The organism is Flaviaestuariibacter amylovorans, from assembly GCF_039541815.1.
Classification (GTDB): Bacteria; Bacteroidota; Bacteroidia; order Chitinophagales; family Chitinophagaceae; genus Flavisolibacter; species Flavisolibacter amylovorans.
In genome coordinates this window covers 1,138,928-1,159,331 of the sequence record NZ_BAABGY010000007.1, presented here as the reverse complement: position 1 = coordinate 1,159,331, position 20,404 = coordinate 1,138,928, and the positions used below count along the sequence as shown (strand labels likewise).

17 protein-coding genes are annotated in these 20,404 nt (G+C 61.5%); 14 read left to right on the top strand and 3 right to left on the bottom strand.

Going from position 1 to position 20,404, the window contains the following annotated elements; translation table 11 throughout:
• Positions 1–118: 118 nt before the first annotated feature.
• The 9 genes from ABD937_RS13395 to ABD937_RS13355 all read left to right on the top strand — a co-directional run bounded on the left by ABD937_RS13395 (position 119) and on the right by ABD937_RS13355 (position 9,586).
• Positions 119–1,777, top strand: coding sequence for a DEAD/DEAH box helicase (locus ABD937_RS13395; RefSeq protein ID WP_345256255.1), 1,659 nt, complete (start codon positions 119–121; stop codon positions 1,775–1,777).
• A 255-nt stretch (positions 1,778–2,032) separates the two neighbouring features.
• On the top strand, positions 2,033–2,854 hold the full coding sequence (locus ABD937_RS13390) for a prephenate dehydratase (protein ID WP_345256254.1): 822 nt from the start codon (positions 2,033–2,035) through the stop codon (positions 2,852–2,854).
• 4 nt (positions 2,855–2,858) lie between these two features.
• Positions 2,859–4,022 carry a pyridoxal phosphate-dependent aminotransferase gene (locus ABD937_RS13385; protein ID WP_345256253.1) on the top strand — a complete coding sequence of 388 codons (1,164 nt, stop codon included), beginning with the start codon at positions 2,859–2,861 and terminating at the stop codon, positions 4,020–4,022.
• 5 nt (positions 4,023–4,027) lie between these two features.
• On the top strand, positions 4,028–4,867 hold the full coding sequence (locus ABD937_RS13380) for a prephenate dehydrogenase (protein WP_345256252.1): 840 nt from the start codon (positions 4,028–4,030) through the stop codon (positions 4,865–4,867).
• A 49-nt stretch (positions 4,868–4,916) separates the two neighbouring features.
• On the top strand, positions 4,917–5,993 hold the full coding sequence (locus tag ABD937_RS13375) for a chorismate mutase (RefSeq protein ID WP_345256251.1): 1,077 nt from the start codon (positions 4,917–4,919) through the stop codon (positions 5,991–5,993).
• Positions 5,993–7,003 carry a 3-dehydroquinate synthase gene (gene aroB, locus ABD937_RS13370; RefSeq protein ID WP_345256250.1) on the top strand — a complete coding sequence of 337 codons (1,011 nt, stop codon included), beginning with the start codon at positions 5,993–5,995 and terminating at the stop codon, positions 7,001–7,003. Before ABD937_RS13375 ends, aroB begins: the two co-directional genes overlap by 1 nt.
• Positions 7,003–8,295, top strand: a complete 1,293-nt coding sequence (aroA, locus tag ABD937_RS13365) for a 3-phosphoshikimate 1-carboxyvinyltransferase (protein WP_345256249.1) — start codon at positions 7,003–7,005, stop codon at positions 8,293–8,295. Before aroB ends, aroA begins: the two co-directional genes overlap by 1 nt.
• Positions 8,292–9,287, top strand: coding sequence for a chorismate synthase (locus ABD937_RS13360; RefSeq protein WP_345256248.1), 996 nt, complete (start codon positions 8,292–8,294; stop codon positions 9,285–9,287). The genes aroA and ABD937_RS13360 overlap by 4 nt, the downstream gene beginning before the upstream one ends.
• Positions 9,288–9,289: 2 nt before the next feature.
• Positions 9,290–9,586, top strand: a complete 297-nt coding sequence (locus ABD937_RS13355; protein WP_345256247.1) for a thiamine-binding protein — start codon at positions 9,290–9,292, stop codon at positions 9,584–9,586.
• A 74-nt stretch (positions 9,587–9,660) separates the two neighbouring features.
• On the opposite strand, the gene ABD937_RS13350 is transcribed toward ABD937_RS13355, so the two are convergent.
• Entirely contained in the window at positions 9,661–10,308 is a 648-nt protein-coding gene (locus ABD937_RS13350; RefSeq protein WP_345256312.1) for a M15 family metallopeptidase, read from the bottom strand.
• 86 nt (positions 10,309–10,394) lie between these two features.
• Here ABD937_RS13350 and ABD937_RS13345 point away from each other — a divergent pair, with 86 nt between their 5' ends.
• The 3 genes from ABD937_RS13345 to ABD937_RS13335 are packed head-to-tail and all read left to right on the top strand — an operon-like array spanning position 10,395 to position 13,964.
• A complete protein-coding gene (locus ABD937_RS13345; RefSeq protein ID WP_345256246.1) occupies positions 10,395–12,092 on the top strand; it encodes a L,D-transpeptidase family protein in 1,698 nt (565 codons plus the stop codon).
• Between the two features lie 7 nt (positions 12,093–12,099).
• A complete protein-coding gene (locus ABD937_RS13340; protein WP_345256245.1) occupies positions 12,100–12,555 on the top strand; it encodes a septal ring lytic transglycosylase RlpA family protein in 456 nt (151 codons plus the stop codon).
• Positions 12,556–12,614: 59 nt separating this feature from the next.
• Positions 12,615–13,964: an OmpA family protein gene (locus tag ABD937_RS13335; protein WP_345256244.1), complete on the top strand. Its 1,350-nt coding sequence runs from the start codon at positions 12,615–12,617 to the stop codon at positions 13,962–13,964.
• Between the two features lie 256 nt (positions 13,965–14,220).
• Here ABD937_RS13335 and ABD937_RS13330 read toward each other — a convergent pair whose 3' ends face one another.
• Positions 14,221–15,120, bottom strand: coding sequence for a GNAT family N-acetyltransferase (locus tag ABD937_RS13330; protein WP_345256243.1), 900 nt, complete (start codon positions 15,118–15,120; stop codon positions 14,221–14,223).
• Positions 15,120–17,966 carry a M1 family metallopeptidase gene (locus ABD937_RS13325; RefSeq protein ID WP_345256242.1) on the bottom strand — a complete coding sequence of 949 codons (2,847 nt, stop codon included), beginning with the start codon at positions 17,964–17,966 and terminating at the stop codon, positions 15,120–15,122. Before ABD937_RS13325 ends, ABD937_RS13330 begins: the two co-directional genes overlap by 1 nt.
• 263 nt (positions 17,967–18,229) lie before the next feature.
• Between ABD937_RS13325 and ABD937_RS13320 the strand changes: the two genes are divergently transcribed.
• A complete protein-coding gene (locus ABD937_RS13320; protein WP_345256241.1) occupies positions 18,230–18,646 on the top strand; it encodes a hypothetical protein in 417 nt (138 codons plus the stop codon).
• A 223-nt stretch (positions 18,647–18,869) separates the two neighbouring features.
• Complete coding sequence (locus ABD937_RS13315) at positions 18,870–20,303, top strand: serine hydrolase domain-containing protein (protein ID WP_345256240.1); 1,434 nt, start codon at positions 18,870–18,872, stop codon at positions 20,301–20,303.
• Positions 20,304–20,404 lie beyond the last annotated feature (101 nt).

Here is a 20,404-nt window from a genome sequence, read left to right as displayed (position 1 = left end):
TTCCCAATCTTATCCCAATTCGCTCGTCTTTCGGTAAGGCCTGGGCGAATTACTCCGCCTCAGCCGTTGCCGCCCGCCCGGTTAGAGTTACCTTTGCGCGAACAAAATCGCATCTATAATGACCTTTGACGAGTTAGGCCTCCAGGAAAATCTCCTGAAAGCCGTCCAGGACCTTGGCTTCTCACAACCCACCCCCATACAGGAAAAAGCCATTCCTGTGCTGCTCTCCGGAACGAAAGACCTGATCGGCCTGGCCCAGACCGGTACCGGTAAGACGGCCGCCTTCGGCCTCCCGATGCTGCAGCTGCTGAATCCCGAGGAAAAGCACCCCCAGGTGCTGGTGGTATGCCCCACCCGCGAGCTCTGCATGCAGATCGTGAACGAGGTGGAGATCTTTAAGAAACACATGAAGGGCGTGCACGTGGTGGCCGTATACGGCGGCACCTCTATCTCCCAGCAGATCCGCGACATCCGCCGCGGCGTGCAGGTGATCGTGGCCACCCCCGGTCGCCTCATCGACCTCATCGAGCGCAAGGCCATCAACCTCGAAGAGATCCAGTACGTGGTGCTCGACGAGGCCGACGAGATGCTCTCCATGGGCTTCCAGGAAGACATCGAGTTCATCCTCAAGAACACCCCCCGCCGCAACGCCACCTGGCTCTTCAGCGCCACCATGCCCCCGGAGATCCGCAGCGTCACGAAGCGGTACATGAAGGAGCCTTTCGAGATCACGGTCGGCACCAAGAATACTGCGAACAAGCTCATCGACCACCAGTTCTGTGTCACTACAGCGCAGCACCGCTACGAGACGCTGAAGCGCATCATCGACTTCAACCCCGGCATGTACGGGATCATCTTCACCCGCACGAAGGCCGATGCCCAGGAGATTGCCGAGAAGCTCACCCGCGAAGGCTACGATATCGACGCCCTCCACGGCGACCTCTCGCAGGCCCAGCGCGACAAGGTGATGGACGAGTTCCGCGAGAAGACCCTGCAGCTCCTCATCGCCACCGACGTGGCCGCCCGCGGCATTGACGTGTCGGGCATCACCCACGTCATCAACTTCGAGCTTCCCGACGACGTCGAAGTATATACTCACCGCTCGGGCCGTACGGGCCGCGCAGGTAAAACCGGTGTTTGCCTTTCCATCGTGCACGCCCGCGAGTCCTTTAAGATCAAGCAGATCGAGCGCATGGTGCAGGTGCCCTTCCATAAGGTGGAGATCCCCACCGGCAAGGACGTATGCCGCAAGCAGTTCTTCTTCTTCATGGATAAGCTGATCAACACCGACATCTCCCACGGCGATTATGACACCTATGTGCCGATGCTCCAGGAGAAGTTTGCCGACATGACGAAGGAGGAAGTGCTGCAGCGCGTAGCCGCTCTCGAGTTCGATCGCTTCCTGCGCTATTACGAGAACGCCGAGGACCTCAACCTGCGCCATACCGACCGTCGCGACGACCGCCGCCAGGAGCGCACGCCCGACGGGCGCGCCGACCGCAAGGACAAGAAGTTCGCGCCCTCCAGCGGCGATATGGTGAAGCTGTTCGTGAACCTCGGTACGAAGGATGGCTTCTACAAGGCTTCCTTCCTCCAGTTCGTGCTCGACCTCAGCGACCTGCCGAAGGACGTACTCGGCCGCATCGACCTCAAGGAAATGAACACCTGGCTCGAAGTGGACCGCAAGGCCGCCCAGAAGATGATCGGCTCCATCGACGGTAAAAAGTTCAAGGGCCGCCGGATCCGGATGAACGAAGCGGATTCCGTTCGCCGGTAGGCGAACGATTTTAGATTTCAGATTTGTGATTTGTGATTCTCTATAGAATCGTGCGCTTTGAAAAAATCTGAAATCTGAAATCCGAAATCACAAATCTTGATTATATTTGAAACACGTGAACACAAACAAGGCATATCGTTGGTTTAGCTTTTATTATTTCGGAGAGAAGCCGGGAGCGCCTTGTTGTCACTAGTATTCAACGAATAGAACACTGAACGATAAAGGGTCCCGGCAAAACCGGGACCCTATTTTTTTATGGCACAGATCGTAACGATACAAGGCTTTGAAGGCTCCTTTCACCAGGTAGCCGCCCGGCAATACTTCGGCAGCGAGGTGGGCATCCTGCCCTGCGCCACCTTCCGCGAGGTGGTGACCGCCGTACAGGAAGGCCGCGTGGATGCCGGCCTCATGGCGATCGAGAATTCCATCGCCGGATCCATCCTGCCCAACTACGGGCTCTTGCAGCGCAGCGGCCTCTACATCACCGGCGAGGTGTACCTGCCCATCCGTCAGCACCTGCTCGTGAACCCGGGTGTGACGCTCGACGACATCCGCGAGGTGCACTCGCATCCCATCGCCCTGCAGCAGTGCAGCGAGTTCCTGCAGCAGCGGCACTGGAAGCTCGTGGAAACCGAAGACACCGCGCTGAGCGCACGCCGGTTGCACCAGCACCACCATCGCCACGCGGCCGCGGTGGCGGGCGCCCTTGCCGCCGAGCTCTTCGGGCTCGAGATCCTGGTACCCGATATCCACACCGAGGCGCAGAACTACACCCGCTTCCTTGTGCTGCACCGTGAGCCGGCCCCCGCACCCGCGGCTACCAAGGCCTCGATCTGCTTCGGCACCAGGCACGAGCGCGGTAGCCTCGCCCGTGTGCTGGTACAGATCGCGGAGGCGGGCATCAACCTCAGCAAGCTCCAGAGCTTTCCCCTGCCCGGCACCGAATGGGAATACTTCTTCCATGCCGACCTCGAGTTCGACAGCACAGCGCCGTTCGAAGGACTACTTGACGCGCTGAAGCCCCTCACCACCAAACTGGACGTTTACGGCGTATATGTAAACGGACGCAAACGATAGCCCTATGATCACGACCTCAACCCGACTCGAAGGGATCGGCGAATACTACTTCTCGCAAAAGCTGCGGGCCATCGAGGCCTTGAATAAAGGTGGCGCCGACGTCATCAACCTCGGCATCGGCTCGCCCGACGGCCCGCCGCACCCCGACGTGATCGCCGCTTTGCAACGTGAAAGCGCCCGGCCCAACGTGCACGCTTACCAGGGCTACAAAGGCATCGCTCCGCTCCGCGAGGCCATGGCGGCCTGGTACCTCCGCTGGTACAGAGTGACGCTCGACCCCGCCGTAGAAATACTGCCGCTCATCGGCTCCAAGGAGGGCATCCTCCATGTATGCATGACCTATCTCTCCGAAGGCGACGCAGCGCTCGTGCCCAACCCGGGCTATCCTACCTACCGCAGCGCGGTGCAGCTCGCCGGTGGCCGCTGCATCGACTATACCCTTACCGAGGCCGGCGGCTGGATGCCCGACTTCGAAGCACTGGAGGCGACGGACCTTTCCCGGGTAAAGCTGATGTGGGTCAACTACCCGCACATGCCCACGGGGCAGTTGCCTTCCGACGGACTTTTTCAACGCCTGGTCGCGTTCGGGAAGAAGCACGACATCCTGATCTGCCACGATAACCCGTATAGCTTTATCCTGAACCACCAGCCGCAAAGCCTGCTGGCGGTGCCGGGGGCGAAGGAGGTGGCCATCGAGCTCAATTCGCTGTCCAAGTCGCACAATATGGCCGGTTGGCGCGTGGGCATGCTGTGCGGCGCGGAGGCCCGCATCAACGAGGTGTTGCGCTTCAAGAGCAATATGGACAGCGGCATGTTCCAGCCCCTGCAATCGGCGGCGGTGGCGGCCCTGGAGCTTGGCGGCGAATGGCACGAAGCGCTCAATGCCACCTACCGCGAGCGCCGGGAGCACGTGTACGCCCTGCTCGATCACCTGCAGTGCCGCTACAACCGCGCACAGGCCGGTCTCTTCGTATGGGCCAGGATTCCGGAGCGGTACCGCGACGGATATGCACTGAGCGATGCCGTACTGGACGGGGCCAGGGTCTTCATCACGCCCGGCGGCATCTTCGGGTCGGAGGGAAACAACTATATCCGCGTGAGCCTGTGCAGCCCGGTGGCACGCCTCGAAGCGGCGCTGGACCGAATTCAAAAACTTTTACCCGCTTAAGTGTTATGGTAGTAACTGTGATCGGACTCGGATTGATCGGCGGCTCGATGGCCCTCGCCCTGAAGGAAAAAGGCATTGCCACGAAGGTCATTGGCGTGGACCGGAGCGACACACACGCGCAGCGGGCACTCGAGCTGGGACTCGTCGACCGTATTGCTACGGTCCGGGAAGCCGTTGACGCCGCGCAGCTCGTTGTGCTGGCCGTGCCGGTGGACGCGCTTTCGGGCCTTGCCCGGGACGTGCTGGAGCGGGTAACGACGCAGGTGGTGTTCGACGTCGGCTCCACCAAGGAGGGCGTGCTGGCGGCGGTGGGCGATCATCCCCGACGGGGGCGCTTCGTGGCTGCGCACCCGATGTGGGGCACCGAGCACAGCGGGCCCGAAGCGGCCGTGCGCGGGGCCTTCACCGGCAAGGCCGCCGTGATCTGCGACCGCGACGGTTCGGACGAGGATGCGGCTTTGCTGGTGGAACACGTGTACCGCAGCCTCGGGATGCACCTCGTATACATGGGCGCCGCTGAGCACGACGTGCATGTGGCCTACATCTCGCATATTTCGCACATCACTTCTTTCGCCCTGGCCAACACCGTGCTCGAGAAAGAAAAGGAAGAGGAAGCCATCTTCGAGCTGGCCAGCGGTGGTTTCGAAAGCACCGTGCGCCTCGCCAAAAGCAACCCCGCCATGTGGGTACCCATCCTGCAGCAGAACCGCGAAAACGTGCTCGACGTGCTCAACGAGCACATCGCGCAGCTCCGTAAGTTCAAGGCCTGCCTCGAAAAAGAAAATTACGACTACCTGCTCGAGCTCATCGGGCAGGCCAACAAGATCAAACGCATCCTTAAATAACGGTGCCGCCCCTGCGTACTTTCGCGGCGGCACCTCAAACTCCGATACAATGGAAAATGCCCTCGACAACGTCATCGAAAAATGGAACAAGCGGCCCCTCATCATCTCCGGGCCCTGCAGCGCCGAAACCGAAGAGCAGGTGCTGCAAACGGCGCAGCGCCTCGCCGCCACCGGTAAGGTGGACATGCTGCGCGCCGGTATCTGGAAACCCCGCACCCGTCCCGGTTCCTTCGAAGGCATCGGCACCAAGGGACTGCCCTGGCTGCAGGCGGCAAAGAAGCTGACCGCCCTGCCCACCGCCGTGGAAGTGGCCACCGGCAAGCAGGTGGAGGACGCGCTGCATTTTGATGTGGACGTGCTCTGGATCGGCGCCCGCACCACGGTGAACCCCTTCAGCGTGCAGGAAGTGGCCGATGCCCTGCGTGGTGTGAAAGTGCCCGTGCTGATCAAGAACCCGATCAACGCCGACCTCGAGCTCTGGACCGGCGCCGTGGAGCGCGTGGCCAAGGCAGGCATCGAGCGCATCGGCCTGATCCACCGCGGCTTCTCGGCATACGGCAACACGGAATACCGCAACGCGCCGATGTGGCACCTCGCCATCGAGATGAAGCGCCGCAACCCCGACATGCTGCTGATCAACGACCCCTCGCATATCTGCGGACGCCGCGACATCCTGCAGGAAGTGGCCCAGGAGGCCATCGACCTCGACTTCGACGGGCTCATGATCGAGTCGCACATCGACCCCGACAATGCCTGGAGCGATGCAAAGCAGCAAATCACCCCCGAAACGCTCGCGGCGCTGCTCGATGGCATCGCGTGGCGCAAGGATGAAGTGGTGTCTGCGGCCGACCACGCGGTGCTCGAGAAGATGCGCCAACAGATCAACCAGCTCGACGACGAGCTGCTGCAGCTCCTCGGGCAGCGGATGAAGATTGCCGACGCGATCGGGCAATACAAGAAGGACCACAACCTCACCATCCTGCAAACGCGCCGCTGGAACGAGATCCTCGAGCGGGCCGTGCGCAAGGGCGAGAAGTTCGGCCTGAGCAAGGAGTTCATTACCCAGTACTTCGACGCCGTGCACATGGAAAGCATCCACCACCAGAACAAAGTATTCAACAGCTGATGATCAAAAAGACCTTTCGATTCGGCACCGCCATCGTAGACTACTATTTCGCCGGGAGCTTCGCGCAACTGAAAGAGCTCGCTGACGTAATGACGACCGTGCTGCTCACCGACGAGCACGTATTTGCCGCGCACGAGAGGCGCTTCAAGGGCTGGAACAGCATCGTGCTGAAGCCCGGCGAGGCCTATAAGATCCAGGCAACCGTGGACTCGGTGATCGGCCGCCTCGTGGAGCTCGGCGCCGACCGTAAGTGGACTATCGTGGGCGTGGGCGGCGGCGTCATCACCGACCTTGCCGGCTACATCGCAGCCATCTACCTGCGCGGCATCCGCTGCGGCTTTGTGCCCACCACGCTGCTGGCGCTCGTGGACGCGTCGATCGGCGGCAAGAACGGGATCGATGTGGGTCCGTACAAAAACATGGTCGGCACCATCCGGCAACCGGCCTTCCTGCTGCACGATATGACCCTGCTGCAAAGCCTGCCCGAGGCCGAATGGCGCAATGGTTTTGCCGAGATCATCAAGCACGCGGCCATCCGCGACGCAAAGATGTTCCGTGAGCTCGAGGTGGGATCGGTGGACAGCTACCGCAAGAAAAAGGCGGCGCTCGCCGACCTCGTGCAGCGCAATGCCCTGCTGAAAACTAAAGTAGTACTGGCCGACGAATTCGAAGGAGGGGAGCGGCGCCTGCTCAACTTCGGACATACGCTCGGCCACGCGCTCGAGAACCAGTACGAGCTGTCGCACGGTGAAGCGATCTCCATCGGTATGGCCTTCGCCGCGAAGCTTTCGCAACAACGTACCGCCTTCCGTAGCGCGGCGCGGCTCGTGGGCTTGCTCGACCGCTACGGGCTGCCCACACTTGCCACCTACAACAAAGACAAGGTGCTGCCCGTGCTTTCGCGCGACAAGAAAAAGGAAGGGGCCTCCGTCCATTTCGTGTTGCTGGAGCGCATCGGCAAAGCCCTCGTAGAACCTATCCCTCTTAACGAATTAAGCGACTTGCTGTGATGGAAGCCCTCGTTTCTCCCTCCACCCTGACCGGTATTTATAGGGCTCCGGCCTCCAAGAGCGCGATGCAGCGTGCCTGTGCGGCGGCCCTGCTGCGCGGCGGCGTCACGGTATTGCAGAACCCCGGCGTTTCCGACGACGACCGCGCTGCATTGGGCATCATCCGGCAACTGGGCGCGCAGGTGACCGAAATTGACGGCACGATCCGGATCGAAAGCGCCGGTGTGCAACCGGTAGGGGGCGCGCTGCATTGCGGCGAGAGCGGCCTTTCGGTGCGGATGTTCACGCCACTGGCAGCCCTGAGTGCCGAAGAAGTGACGATCACCGGCGCCGGCAGCCTCGTGCGGCGCCCCCTCGATTTCTTCGACACCGTGCTGCCGCAGCTGGGCGTATCCTGCCACAGCAACGACGGTCTTCTTCCGCTTAAGGTGAGGGGACCCTTGCAGCCGCGGGATGTTACCGTTGATGGCAGCCTCTCGTCTCAATTTCTTACCGGACTGCTGATGGCTTATTCTGCCGCCGCTGCCCGCAACGTGACGGTGCAGGTGGAAGGCCTGAACAGCAAGCCGTACATCGACCTGACGCTGCAGGTGCTGCAGGACTTCGGGCTCAAAGTGCCGCGGAACGAGCAATACGAGCGTTTCGTGTACGATGACCGGGATCAACCTCCTGCCACTAACGAGCTCAGCTACCCCGTCGAGGGCGACTGGAGCGGCGCTTCTTTCCTGCTCGTGGCGGCGGCGCTTTTCGGAAGCCTGGAGATCCGGGGGCTGGATGTGTTCTCACCACAGGCCGACAAGGCGGTACTGCAGCCGCTGATGCAGTGCGGCGCCATTATGAGCGTACGCACCGACGCGATTGAAGTACGCTCCGGCAAAAAGCTGGACGCCTTTCATTTCAATGCCACCGACTGCCCCGACCTGTTTCCGCCGCTCGTGGCCCTTGCTGCCTATTGCCACGGCACTTCGGTGATCGAGGGCGTAAGTCGCCTTGCCCACAAGGAAAGCAACCGTGCGCTTACGCTGCAGGAGGAATTCGGTAAGATGGGCCTTACGATTGAACTACAGGACGACCTCATGATCATCCGCGGAGGCGGCGGCCTGAAGGGCGCCACCGTGTCGTCGCGCCACGACCACCGCATCGCCATGGCGACTGCTGTGGCCGCACTTGGCGCCGACGGTCCGACCACCATCACCGGCGCCGAGGCCGTGGGCAAATCCTATCCCGACTTCTGGAGGCACCTGCAGCAGCTCGGAGCCACCCTATCTTTGACCGACAATCCCCGCGCATGAACCAGTTCGGACGCCTGCTTCGTCTCTCCATCTTCGGCGAATCGCACGGGCCGGCCGTGGGCGTCACCCTCGATGGTCTTCCTGCCGGACTTGCCTTGCCCGAGGAAGATTTCATTGCCGATCTCGAGCGCCGGAAAGGTGGACAGCAGAAAGGCACCACTCCCCGCCAGGAAGAAGACCGGCCACAGTTCCTGAGTGGACTGTTCAACGGAAAGACCACAGGAGCGCCGCTTACCATGATCTTTCCCAACAGCAATACGCGCTCGGCCGATTACGAGAAGATCCGCGCGTTCCCGCGTCCCGGACATGCCGACCTGGTGGCCGCGCAGAAGTTCGGCGGGCACGAAGACTACCGCGGCGGCGGGCATTTCAGCGGGCGCCTTACCGTGTGCCTCGTGGCGGCGGGCGTCATCGCCAAGAAGCTGCTGCGCGGCATCGCTGTGGAGGCGCGCATCTTGGAAATAGGAGGGGAGCCGGATATCGACAAGGGACTGCAGCGTGCCATCGATGCGAAGGACTCGGTCGGTGGTATCGTGGAGTGCCGCGTGCAGGGGCTGCCCCCGGGCGCCGGCGGGCCGTTCTTCGATTCGGTGGAGTCGCTCCTCGCGCATGCGGCGTTTAGCATTCCTGCGATAAAAGGTATCGAGTTCGGGGCCGGCTTCGCCGCTGCACGGATGTTCGGACTCGAGCACAACGACGCGATACTGAATGCCGAAGGACAAACGCGGACCAACCATGCGGGCGGCGTCACGGGCGGTATTTCTACGGGTAACGAGCTCGTGTTCCGCGTGGCAGTGAAGCCGACTTCGTCTACCCCCAAGGAGCAGACTTCCTGGAACCGCGAAACCGGCTCGGTGGAAGCCTTTTCGGTAAAGGGACGCCATGACCTCTGCATCGCCCTGCGCGTGCCGCCCGTGCTCGAGGCCGTGACCGCGCTGGTACTCGCCGACCTGCTGCTGCAGGAGCAAAAGATCCCCAACATCATTTCCTGACCATGCATTCCTTTACCGTCAACGCTTCGCTGCAGCTCGTTCCCATCGTCCAGGACCGTCACCCTTATGAGTGGGTGGACGAGGCAATCGAGATCATCAAGTCGTCCGGCATCGCGCATGAGGTCGGGCCGTTTGCCACCACGCTCGAGGGCAGTTACGAAGAAGTCATCGCCGTGTTCCATGCCGTGAACGAGCACCTGCTGTCGCGCGGATGCGCCGAGTGGATCGTCAGCTTCCAGTTGCAGGCGCGCAGCGGCGGGCCGATCACCGGGGACGAGAAGACGGGAAAGTTTAGGTAGGGATTCGCTAATCGATTCGATCATCCACTTCGAAAGATCGTCGCGACGCGCCATCGCGCGTCGTAACGACCGTCTTATTTAGATTTCCGGTACTCCTTTAGTAACACCCTAAAGTCCAGATCCATCACGTCGTAGTTGCGGTCGTTGGGCCAGTAGAAGTGCCACCATTCCGTTGCGAGCACCGTGAAGCCGGCGGCTTCCATCGCGGTCCGGAGCTTTTTGCGGTTGGCCAGCACATCGGGTGGCAGTTCTTTAAAATTCGAGTGTGCCGTATCGGTGAAGTTGTCGAAGCGCGTGCCCAGGTCGAGCTCCTGCCCGCGGCTGTCCACGAGTGTGAGGTCGACGGCGAGGCCGCGGTTATGTCCCGATCCTTTCTTCGGGTTGGCCACGTAGCGCTCATCGCGCACCAGCTCCCACATGAGGCGGGTGGCTGCATGCGGGCGGTAGGCATCCCACACCTTCAACCCTAGGCCCTCGGCCTGCAGGGCGGCCTGCACCCGCGCCAATGCCCGGGCGGGAGCGCGGCGCAGGAAGGTATGCTCACCCTGCCGATAGAGGCGCTTACCGGTAAAATTGGCGGGCGTAGCGTAATGCAGGTCCAACAAAACCCCGGGGACTGCATCTTTGAGCTCCAGAAACGAAAGCGCGCTGTCGGCCGCCACCTGGTGCCGGTAAATTTTTGATTTCCGGACAATTCTTATATTTTGTGCCCGGCAGCTCATCGAAAGCGGCACCATTGTTGCTAAGAGCAGCACGGCCAAAACTGCGAGGCGATAGCGCGTATATCGTTGCATAACTTAATCCGTTCATGAAGCGACCACCAATATCCTTCTTTTTCATCATTCCCCTGCTGGCCCTGTGCCTGTTCGCGCCGGCCTGCAAGGAAAAGCGCAAGCCCGTACGCCTGGGCGAGAAGCGCGTGGTGGCCCGCCCCGAGGAGTTGAAGCAGACGGTTTCCGACGTGCTGCAGGGAACCCTCGAAGAGGCCGTTGCCGACAGCGCCGCCGCCGCCCGGCTCCCGTTCCGCAACACCGCCGCCCTCGCCCTCATTTACAAAGACCGCAATTACGAGCCGCTCTGGACCCGCGACAGCGTCTGGCTCCCGCATGCCGACAGCCTCCTGCGCCTCCTCGGGCGCGCCCGGCGCTACGGCCTTTTCCCGGAAGACTACCGCCAGAAACACCTTGATAGCCTGCATATCCGCATGCAGCGCGACACGACCCGCACTACCCGTCTCGACGCGGCCCTCTGGGCCGAGACCGACCTCTATTTCACCTCCGCCCTCCTCGACTTCGCCACCGACCTCCGCGTGAGCCGCCTGCAGGCCGACAGCCTCCGCCGGCGCGATTCGTCGCTTGTACCGGCCTTCTTCCGTGCCGTGGTGGATTCTTTCCAACACCTTCCGACCGACAGCTTCGCGGCGCGCTTCGAGCCACCGCATGCCGGGTACCGCGCGCTGCGCAAAGCGCTCCCCGGCTTCCTCGCCCGGGCGCGCTTCCGGACGTACACCCGCATCAACCCGAAGGATTCAGCGAACCTGCTCACGGTGTTGCGCAAGCGCCTTTCGGAAGACTCGGTCCGCACTCCTTCACAAACGCCCGACTCCACGGAGCTGGCCGCCGCCGTCAAAAAATACCAAAAGAAAAAGGGCCTCAAGCCCGATGGTCGGGTCTCTCCCGAGCTCATCGCCTATCTCAATAGCAACGATACGGAGCGCTACCTGCAGATCGTGATCAATATGGAGCGCTACAAGCTGCTGCCCCCGCTGCCCGAAGAGTACATCTGGGTAAACATCCCCACCTATATGCTGCAGGTTTACCGCGGCGACTCGCTGACGCTCACCTCTAAGGTGGTGGTGGGTAAAACGGAATCGAAAACGCCGGTCCTTTACAGCGCGGTGAACAATATGATGACCTACCCGCAGTGGACCATCCCGCCCAGCATCATCAGCAAAGACATCCTGCCGGCGCTTCAGCGCGACCCGGGCTACCTCGCCCGCAAAGGCTACTCGCTCCTCGACACAAACCGGAACCCGGTGAATCCCTATGCCGTGAAATGGAGCAAGTACAAGAAAGGCATTCCCTACAAGGTGGTGCAGGGAAGCGGCGACGACAATGCACTCGGCGTGCTGAAATTCAACTTCCCGAACAAATTCTCCGTATACCTGCACGACACCAACCAGCGTAGCTTCTTCGGTCGGCCGAAGCGTGCCCTCAGCCACGGCTGCGTGCGCGTCGAATCGTGGCGCTCGCTGGCTACCTACCTGCTGCGGCGCGACTCGGCAATGCTCGCCCTCGACACGGCATCGAAGGCGCGCGCGGTGCGGGTGGATTCGCTGGCGAGCTGGCTTGCCCAGAAAAAGCGCCGCTACGTGCCCCTGCGCCGGCCCATGCCGGTGTTTCTTACCTACCAAACGGTATCGGTGAAGGAAGGGCGGCTCGTATACCTCGAAGACATTTACGGGGAGGACCGCCGTATGCGTCAAACCTATTTTGCCAAGAAATGACCGGCTTATGCGAACACAACTACTTGCTTGCTTCCTGTTTGGTGCCGTGCTGTCGGCAGGTGCCCAGGATACGGAAACGCCCCCGCCGGCCGGTGGGGAAGGCCTGTTGATAGCGGGCGCGCAGACGTCGAAGCTGAAGCCCCTCTACGGCATCGCATCCTACTATGCCGATAAGTTCAACGGGCGGCAAACTGCCGACGGCAGCGTCTACGACGGGCGAAAGCTGTCTGCGGCGTGCAACCGTGTACCGCTCGGTACCTGGATCCGCGTCACCAACCTGCGCAACCACCGCACCGTGATCGTACGCGTGAATGACCGCCTGCATCCGAAGAATATGCGGGTGGTGGACATGAGCCGGATCGCCGCCGAGCAGCTCGGTTATATCGGCCGCGGACTCACGCAGGTGAAGGTCGAAATCCTGAGCCTGAAGGGGGATAAAAGCAGCGCAGGCCTGCATAAATAAATTCTCTTTTTCCCACCCGGGCCACTATTTTTGCGGCAGTCAAACCAACTCCCTCTTTTATGAAGAAACTCCTGGTGACCGTACTGGCCCTGTCTTGCGTCGCATCTGCGTTCGCACAGAAAGGCGCCTATATCCGTCCGGCCGCAATTGGTATCAGCTTTTTCCGCAACGACTACCTGACTCCCAACCGTATCCGCACTTCCTCGCTGGCTTCCGTACTGAACAACCGCCAGATCGCGGGCTTCCAGGACGTGGCCATCGGCGTTGGTCTTCATTACTGGAAAGGCCTCACCAACAACCTCGATTTTGCCGGCGGCCTCCGCGGCTCGAGCCCCGACGTCATCCTCAACAACGGCACGAAGCGCACCAACGGCGAGAAGTTCCAGGTCGAGGGCGATGCTTCGGTCAACTATAAGTTCTTCTCCGATCGCTATTTCTTTACGCCTTATGTCAGCGCCGGCGTGGGCGCCAGCTACCTCGATGGTACTTTCGACGCCATCCTGCCCCTCGGCATCGGCTTCAAGTTCAATTTCTCCGACGAAGGCGCCCTGTTCCTCGACGGCTCCTACCGCGTACCGGTGACCACCAACCGTGCCAACGGCTACCACGTGATGTACGGATTCGGCTATGCCGCCCGCGTTGGTCGCAAGCAGGAAGCCCCGAAGAAGGAAGTGCCCCCGATCCCCGCAGTGGAAAAGGACACCGACAGCGACGGTATCCTCGATTCCGCCGATAAGTGCCCGACCGTTCCGGGTGTGGCCCAATACCAGGGTTGCCCGGTGCCGGATACCGATAAAGACGGCATCGCCGACGACCAGGACAAGTGCCCCACCGTAGCCGGTACGGCCAAGTACCAGGGCTGCCCGATCCCCGACACCGATCTCGATGGCATCAACGATGAAGAAGACAAGTGCCCCAACGAGCGCGGCGTGGCCAAATATGGCGGCTGCCCCGTTCCGGACACCGATAAAGACGGCGTGAACGACGAACAGGACAAGTGCCCGACCGTGGCCGGACCTGCCGAGAACAACGGCTGCCCCGTGGTGAAGGAAGAAATCGTGAAGCGCATCGAGCGCGACGCCTCGCGCATCTACTTCGCTACCGGTTCCGCCCGCCTCCTGGCTTCTTCCAATGCCGCCCTCAACGACATCGTAAAGCTGCTCAACGAAGACAAGGACATCAAGGTAGCCATCGAAGGCCACACCGACAACGTGGGCAAGGACGATTACAACCAGAAGCTGTCCGAAGACCGTGCTGCCTCGGTTAAGAATTACCTGCTCGGAAAAGGCATCGACGCCAGCCGCCTGCAGTCGCAGGGCTTCGGCGAGTCGCAGCCCATCGCGGACAACAAAACTGCCGCCGGCCGCTCCAAGAACCGCCGCGTGGTGATGCGTCCGACCTACGAATAAGGAACCACAACCAACAAATACAAAAGCGCCCTTCGGGGCGCTTTTTTGATGTGATGATCTCAGATCGAGGATCTCTGATGTAAGGGGCAGCGTAGCCGGTTAATCCCAAATCCAAACGAGAGCATCACTGACATCGTACCCGGCAATCATATAGTTTGAGTTGGCGCGTCAAGGAGTACATCGCCAAATGGAGGACGTCAACGGAACATCCGCGCCAATCATATAAAATCGTAGCCATCTGCGTTCCTTCTCTCGGTCACTTTGTCCAGCGGGCCCACCAGGGCAGGCGGTTGACACGCAGGGCGGCATAAGGCTCTTCGCGGGCACCGAAGGAGCTGTAGAAGAAGGCCAGGTTGCGGATATCGCTGCCCTCGAAGTCGAGGAGGCGCCCGCTGCCCGCGCCCTCGTGGATAAAGCGGTCGATGAGCAGGTGCGAGGCGCCGAGCGTGCGCCCGTTGGGATGATTGCCTACGAGGATGTAATAGGCCCGCCGCTCGTCGAAGAGAAAAACGGCGGAAGCGAGCAGCTGTCCCTGAGCATTGCGCACGCCATAGGTACGGGCAGCCCCTTCGGGCTCCAGTACCGCGTAAAGCCGCGCAAAGGCCGCGAGCCCGGCTTCGTCGGGAGTGTGTGCGCGCGCCAGGGCCAGCACTTCTTCGAGCGGCACGCCGGCTGCCGGTGCGCAGCCATACTGCACCGCTTTTTTCAAATTACGCCGGATGTTGTCGCGGTACCCGCGGTAGAGCGTTTCGTAATCCGCACCGAGGGGCAACACGTAGTTGATGCGGCGATACAGTGGAAATACGGTACCGGGATACAGGTTGGCGCTGTTGAGCGAGAGATCGAGGTAGCGGACCTGCGAGGGGATGGCGTTGAAGAAAGCATTGAGCCGCTCGCGCGACAGGTCGGTCCCGAACAGCCCGAGTTGCGCGGTGAGAAAGGGATGAAACACGTAGGAGACGCCCCACTTGCGGCGGAGCGGCAGTGGGAACACGGCTTCGTAATCGCCCTGTACCAACGCTTCCCAGCCGGGCGCCATCTGATCGAGGTATACGGAGCGCGCATAGATCACCCCGTTCGGGGCGGCGGCGATGGCTGCATCCCAGCGGGCGCGGTCGATGTCGCGATGGCGGATATGTCGGATCGGTGCCGGCATCAGAAGAGGAAATCGCGTTTGAGCAGGGTGCCGGCGCGGCCCAGGTCGATGGAGAAGGTCATGCTCCGGAAGAAGCGACCCTTCGTGTACACCGACTGTACGTACTCCCTGAACTGCGGACTATAAATAACCGGGAAATAAAAATTGAGTACGCCCCGGGCGATCGGCACGTGCAGCCCCGCATCATAAAGAAAGCGGCCGCCTTCGGCGTTGGCCTTCCAGGCGCCGGCATGGGTACCGATGTCGAGGAACAGGTGCAGCGGGATCCTGACGGGCAGCAGCGCCAGCGGGTTGATCTTGTCGGGCACGCTCGTATTGAGGTTGATCGCCGCGAGCCAGTCGTCGCTTTGCCCTACGGGGTTGCTGTAGAGCGGCGTGCGCACCTTGAAGCCGCCGTCTCGGATCGCGATCTGCTGGCTGGCGAGTCCTTCGAACTCGGTGCGGCCGGCGAAGTAATGGCTGTAGGTATAGTCTTCCTCGCCGCCGGCGCCGCTCATGTTGAGGAAGAAGCGGTTGGCATACAATCCGTAGGGGAGGCGCCGGTTGGCATCGTAAAAGAGCTTGCCTGCAAAGAGGCGCGCCGAGAGGCCGCCACCGCCGGCATAGTTGAAGAAATACTGTCCCTCCAGGTGGAGGCGCACAAAGTGCTCCGAGGCCTGCACCCAGGCCGCGGCGCTCCAGGGATAAAGGGCGCGGCTGTTGCCGATCCGGAAGCGGAGCTGGTGGATGCCATAACGCAGCGACTCAGTGCGCGTATTCTGGACGAGCGTCGTATCTACCGGGGAGATCACCGAGTCGAACGAGATGCGGAACGGCTGCTCACCGATGAAGAAGGAACGGAAATCGATGCTGCGGCGCAGCGTGCTGCGCGGGTCGCGGGGGCGCCAGCTGAAGGACACGCCGGGCGCCAGCTTGTAAAATCGCGCGAAGTGTTTTGTGCCTTTCTCGTCCTCGAACTGGTTGTAGGTGAACGTGGACGCCGTTCCGAACAGTTGCCATTTCCGTCCGCCGCGCTCCGGGAAGCCCGAGTACTCGAAGTAGCCGATGCCGTTCCACCGTTTGGAGCCGGTGGCATAGAGCGGCGCGGCCAGGAACTGGAAGGCCGTGGGCGGCAGCTTCATGTTGGAGACGAGCGCCCCGATCATCAGCTTGTCGTAGCGGTTGGCGCCCAACGCCGGCGTCAGCAGGATCGTATGCTTCACGGGGGTCTTGTCGTACGCCTCGAGGCTTTTGACCTGGAGCGGTGTTACGATGCGGGTGCCCCGGAGCTCCTGTGCCGGCAACGGGCCGGTGGTGGCGAGGAAGCCGAGGTGGCTGCCCGGGCCCGTGCCGCCCGGCTCCTGGCTGTGCACGTGGCCTGCAAAGTCGCCGGGCTGCGGGTGCCGGAAGCGCCAGCGCTCGTACCAGCCGCGCATCATCGCCCGGAAGCGGCCGCGTCCCATGTAGCGCTCCAGGGAGGCCAGCCAGGCCGCCGTCTTGTAGTAGGGGACCAGGCTGTAATTGAGTGCGGAGAGGCTATCGGAAGGTGTGCTGATGGGCTGATCAAGGCGTTGCTGCGCCTGGGTCAGGAAGAGCAGGCGCTCCCACTGGCTCCGCTTGCCGGCGCCGTATTTCTGCTCGAAATAGCGGTTCTCGTAAAAGGTGTTGAAACCCTCGTCCATCCAGGGGTGATCGCGCTCGTTGGAAGCCAGGATGCCCTGGAACCAGTTGTGCCCGATCTCGTGGGCAATGGTGGCGTCGAGCTCATTTCCCCGCAGCGACGGGTCGATGACCGCGATCGTGGGGTATTCCATACCGCCGTAGGAACTTTCAGGTCCCTGCACCACGCTCAGGGTGCTGAAGGGATATTCGCCCATCTCCCTGCTGTAAAAGCGGAGCGCGTCTTTCACGTAACCCGGTCCAAGCTGTTCCCAGTCTTTCGGGTTGGACGTGCTGTATAAAAACAGGTCGACCTTTCGCCCGGACGGCAGAAGTAGGGTGTCGTGCTTGATGTGGAAGTCCGGGTTTGCGAACCAGGCGAAGTCGTGAACCGAGTCCTGCAGGTAGCGCAGCGTTTTCGTGACTCCGCTTTCGGGCGGCAGTGCGGGTCCTGCGGGCCGGGTGCCGGGGCGCTGTCCGGGCCGGTTGCCCGCTGCGGGAGTCACCGTCGTGGGCTTTTGCACCTGCTTCCAGGTCCGGAGTTTCCGTAGTTCTGCCGTATCCTGCAGCTGCCCGGTGGCCGCCACGGTGTAGTTCTCCGGCACGGTGAGCCGCACGTCGAAGGATCCGAACTCGGAGTAGAACTCCCCCTGGTCGAGGTAGGGCATCGGGTGCCAGCCGGTGGCATCGTATACGGCTGGTTTCGGATACCATTGGGTGATGTTGAAATGCGCGCCGTCCCAGCCGCTGCGCGAAAAGGCATAGGGCAGTTTCACGTGAAAGGGCGTCGTGATCTGTGCCGAGGCGCCCGGAGCGAGCGGCGCGGGCAGGTGCAGCTTTACAATGTCGATGTGCTGGGGATGGTCCTCGGTGCGGGCGGCCTGGCCATTGACGCGGAAGTCGAGGCGGTTGATGTAGCCGCGCTTTTCGGGTGTTGCAAAGTAGAAGTCGGTGCGGCCATTGCGCAGCAATTGGTCCGAAAAAGCCGTCCGGTCGTTCTTGTAGGCATTGGGCCAGAGGTGAAACCAGATATAGCGGAGTGTGTCGGGCGAGGCATTGTGGTAGGTGAGGCGCTCGAAGCCATCGAGGGTGCGGGCCCGCGGGTGCAGGGTGGCCTCGATCACGTAATCGGTGCGCTGCTGCCAGTACTGGCCGGAGGCCGGGTTGCCGAGGCACAGGAGCAGCAGGAACGGAAGGATTGCTTTCACCCGCCGAAGATAGTGTGCTAATGTGCTAATGGGGTGGCTTCGGCTTCGCTCAGCCTGACAAAAGGCTTTTGTCATCCCGAGCTTGTCGAGGGAGGGGTAATGGTTCCGCCTACCGTAGCCTTGACGAAGGTGGGGTTCTTAATGTTCTTTGGGTTCTGAGGGTCGTGGCCCGGCACGCCGAAGCTTTGGCGGGGGGCAGGTGCACCCAATAAATCAACGGGATCCCCGTTTTTAAAAGCATCTTGCAGTGAATCCAACAACGAATGAGCACCGGTCTTTCAACAGCACAGCGGGTTTTCCTGGCGGCAGCTTGCTTCGGGATCGCCATCATCGGCTTCATGGTAAAGCTGCCGGGTGCTTTCCGGCATATGGACAAGGAGCTCCACGCTGCCTTCTACTTCGTAGCCGCGGCTTTCCTGAACGTGCTTTTTGCCCGGCGCAAGCTCCTGCGTCATGTGGCCATCTTTGCCGTCCTGTTTGCCTTCGGCATGGCCATCGAGAAGGCGCAGGCCTGGTCCAACAGGTTTTTCCACACCCGTATCCATGGCCGCTTCGACCCCGAAGATGTGCAGTCGAACCTCAAAGGCCTCGTTGCCTTCTCCGTGCTTTGGCTCCTTTGGGCGGCCGCTACCTCGCTCCGCGCCCGGGAAGCTCCTGCGGAGAACGCCAACCGCCGGTAGGCAGGATTTCCTGCCGTGCGCCATCGGGCCACCGTTCCTCCCGCCGGGAGCGCTCACTTCAGGCACCGGGCAAACGGCTCGTCACCGAAAAACGGGCACTCGAAAGATCCCGTGGCTCCCTACCGTTCATTAAGCTTCTCTTAACGGCGTATTTTGAATGTTTGTACCCGGAACCCGGCACGCCGCCGCGCGCTTCCGGTCTGACCATCACCAACGCACCAACATGAAACAAATCACCTGTCTGCTGATTTCGCTTGCTTTCTGCCACCTGTCTGCCGGGGCCCAATCCTACGAAGCCGCCGGGCGGAAGGTTGATTCGCTGTTCTCCCGGTACACGCGCGAAACGCCCGGGGCGGCGGTCGCCATCGTAAAGGAGGGACGGGTCATCTTCCGGAAAGGATACGGGATGGCCCACCTCGATCACGACATCCCGGTAACGCCACGGACCGTATTCAACATAGCCTCGGTATCGAAGCAGTTCACTGCATTCGCCGTTTACCTCCTCGAAAGCGAAGGAAAACTCTCCTTCGACGACGACGTGCACCGGTACATCAGCGAGCTGCCCGATTACGGTACACCCATCCGGATCCGCCACCTGCTGGCACATACCGGTGGCCTGCGCGACCAGGCGGCGCTGCTCTCGCTCGCCGGCTGGAGCCAGGATGCCGTGACCACGGAGCAGATCATGAAGCTCGTGACCCGGCAAACCGGAACGAACTTTCCTGCGGGCACCCGGTTCAACTACAGCAATACCGGCTACACGCTGCTTGCGGAAGTCGTGCAGCGGGTATCGGGAAAGAAGTTCGCCGACTTTACCCGGGAGCGCATCTTCGTGCCGCTCGGCATGACCAGCACGCAGTTCTGTGACGACCACGAGCGCATCGTCCGCAACAAGGCGGAATCGTATGAGCGCGTCGGCAATGCCTATCACCACAAGCCCCTGAACGTATCCAATCCCGGTCCCTCCAACCTGCTCACCACTGTCGAGGACCTGGCGCGTTGGGTGATGAACTTCGAGCAGCCAGTGGTGGGCACGCGTGCATTGCTCGATGCCTTCAACGCCCCGTCGCTGCTCGACGACGGCAGCAAGGTGGTGCTCCGGGTTATTGGACCCGACACGATCTTTCATGCGAAAGGGCAGAACGTCAGCAACTATAAAGGCACCCCGATGTACTCGCATGGCGGCCATGCGGCTGCTTTCCGTACGTATATGGGCCGCTTCCCGGAGCACCGCTTCGCGATCATCGCGCTGAGCAACGACGAGCACAACGAGTCGCTGAACGCCCGCTGGCAGATCGCCGATCTTTACCTGCCGGGCCTGGCAAAAGACAACGACGCCGCACCCAGACCGGTTACCCGTGCTGCGGCTGCACCGGCGTCCTATACCTCCGGCCCCAAAGCCTTTGAAGGCACCTATTACAACGAAGACCTGCAAACCAGCTACACCCTGATGCTGCGCAACGGCCAGCTGCTGATGACGCATCCCAGGGTCGGCGACATCGTGCTCCAACGCACGGGCGAGCAGCAGTTCTCGGGCTCCGGCCCGCGCACGTTCGCTTTTGAGCTCGAGTTCCTGCACGACCGCGCCGGTGCGGTGAACGCGTTTTCGATCTCCAATTTCGGGGTGAAGCAGATGAAGTTTGTACGCGTAAAGTAGCCGCTGCCGGCCGCCGTTCTTTCCACCGCGGTAAACCCGGTTGGGGCCGCAACTTTTTTCAGACAGTGATGGTACGAACGCCGGTCCGGAATACCTTCATG

What these genes read in the sequence shown, in the direction of transcription:
- ABD937_RS13395 (WP_345256255.1), top strand. Translation starts at nt 119, where the DNA reads ATGACCTTTGACGAGTTAGGCCTCCAGGAAAATCTCCTGAAAGCCGTC.
- ABD937_RS13390 (WP_345256254.1), top strand. Translation starts at nt 2,033, where the DNA reads ATGGCACAGATCGTAACGATACAAGGCTTTGAAGGCTCCTTTCACCAG.
- ABD937_RS13385 (WP_345256253.1), top strand. Translation starts at nt 2,859, where the DNA reads ATGATCACGACCTCAACCCGACTCGAAGGGATCGGCGAATACTACTTC.
- ABD937_RS13380 (WP_345256252.1), top strand. Translation starts at nt 4,028, where the DNA reads ATGGTAGTAACTGTGATCGGACTCGGATTGATCGGCGGCTCGATGGCC.
- ABD937_RS13375 (WP_345256251.1), top strand. Translation starts at nt 4,917, where the DNA reads ATGGAAAATGCCCTCGACAACGTCATCGAAAAATGGAACAAGCGGCCC.
- aroB (WP_345256250.1), top strand. Translation starts at nt 5,993, where the DNA reads ATGATCAAAAAGACCTTTCGATTCGGCACCGCCATCGTAGACTACTAT.
- aroA (WP_345256249.1), top strand. Translation starts at nt 7,003, where the DNA reads ATGGAAGCCCTCGTTTCTCCCTCCACCCTGACCGGTATTTATAGGGCT.
- ABD937_RS13360 (WP_345256248.1), top strand. Translation starts at nt 8,292, where the DNA reads ATGAACCAGTTCGGACGCCTGCTTCGTCTCTCCATCTTCGGCGAATCG.
- ABD937_RS13355 (WP_345256247.1), top strand. Translation starts at nt 9,290, where the DNA reads ATGCATTCCTTTACCGTCAACGCTTCGCTGCAGCTCGTTCCCATCGTC.
- ABD937_RS13350 (WP_345256312.1), bottom strand. Translation starts at nt 10,308, where the DNA reads ATGAGCTGCCGGGCACAAAATATAAGAATTGTCCGGAAATCAAAAATT.
- ABD937_RS13345 (WP_345256246.1), top strand. Translation starts at nt 10,395, where the DNA reads ATGAAGCGACCACCAATATCCTTCTTTTTCATCATTCCCCTGCTGGCC.
- ABD937_RS13340 (WP_345256245.1), top strand. Translation starts at nt 12,100, where the DNA reads ATGCGAACACAACTACTTGCTTGCTTCCTGTTTGGTGCCGTGCTGTCG.
- ABD937_RS13335 (WP_345256244.1), top strand. Translation starts at nt 12,615, where the DNA reads ATGAAGAAACTCCTGGTGACCGTACTGGCCCTGTCTTGCGTCGCATCT.
- ABD937_RS13330 (WP_345256243.1), bottom strand. Translation starts at nt 15,120, where the DNA reads ATGCCGGCACCGATCCGACATATCCGCCATCGCGACATCGACCGCGCC.
- ABD937_RS13320 (WP_345256241.1), top strand. Translation starts at nt 18,230, where the DNA reads ATGAGCACCGGTCTTTCAACAGCACAGCGGGTTTTCCTGGCGGCAGCT.
- ABD937_RS13315 (WP_345256240.1), top strand. Translation starts at nt 18,870, where the DNA reads ATGAAACAAATCACCTGTCTGCTGATTTCGCTTGCTTTCTGCCACCTG.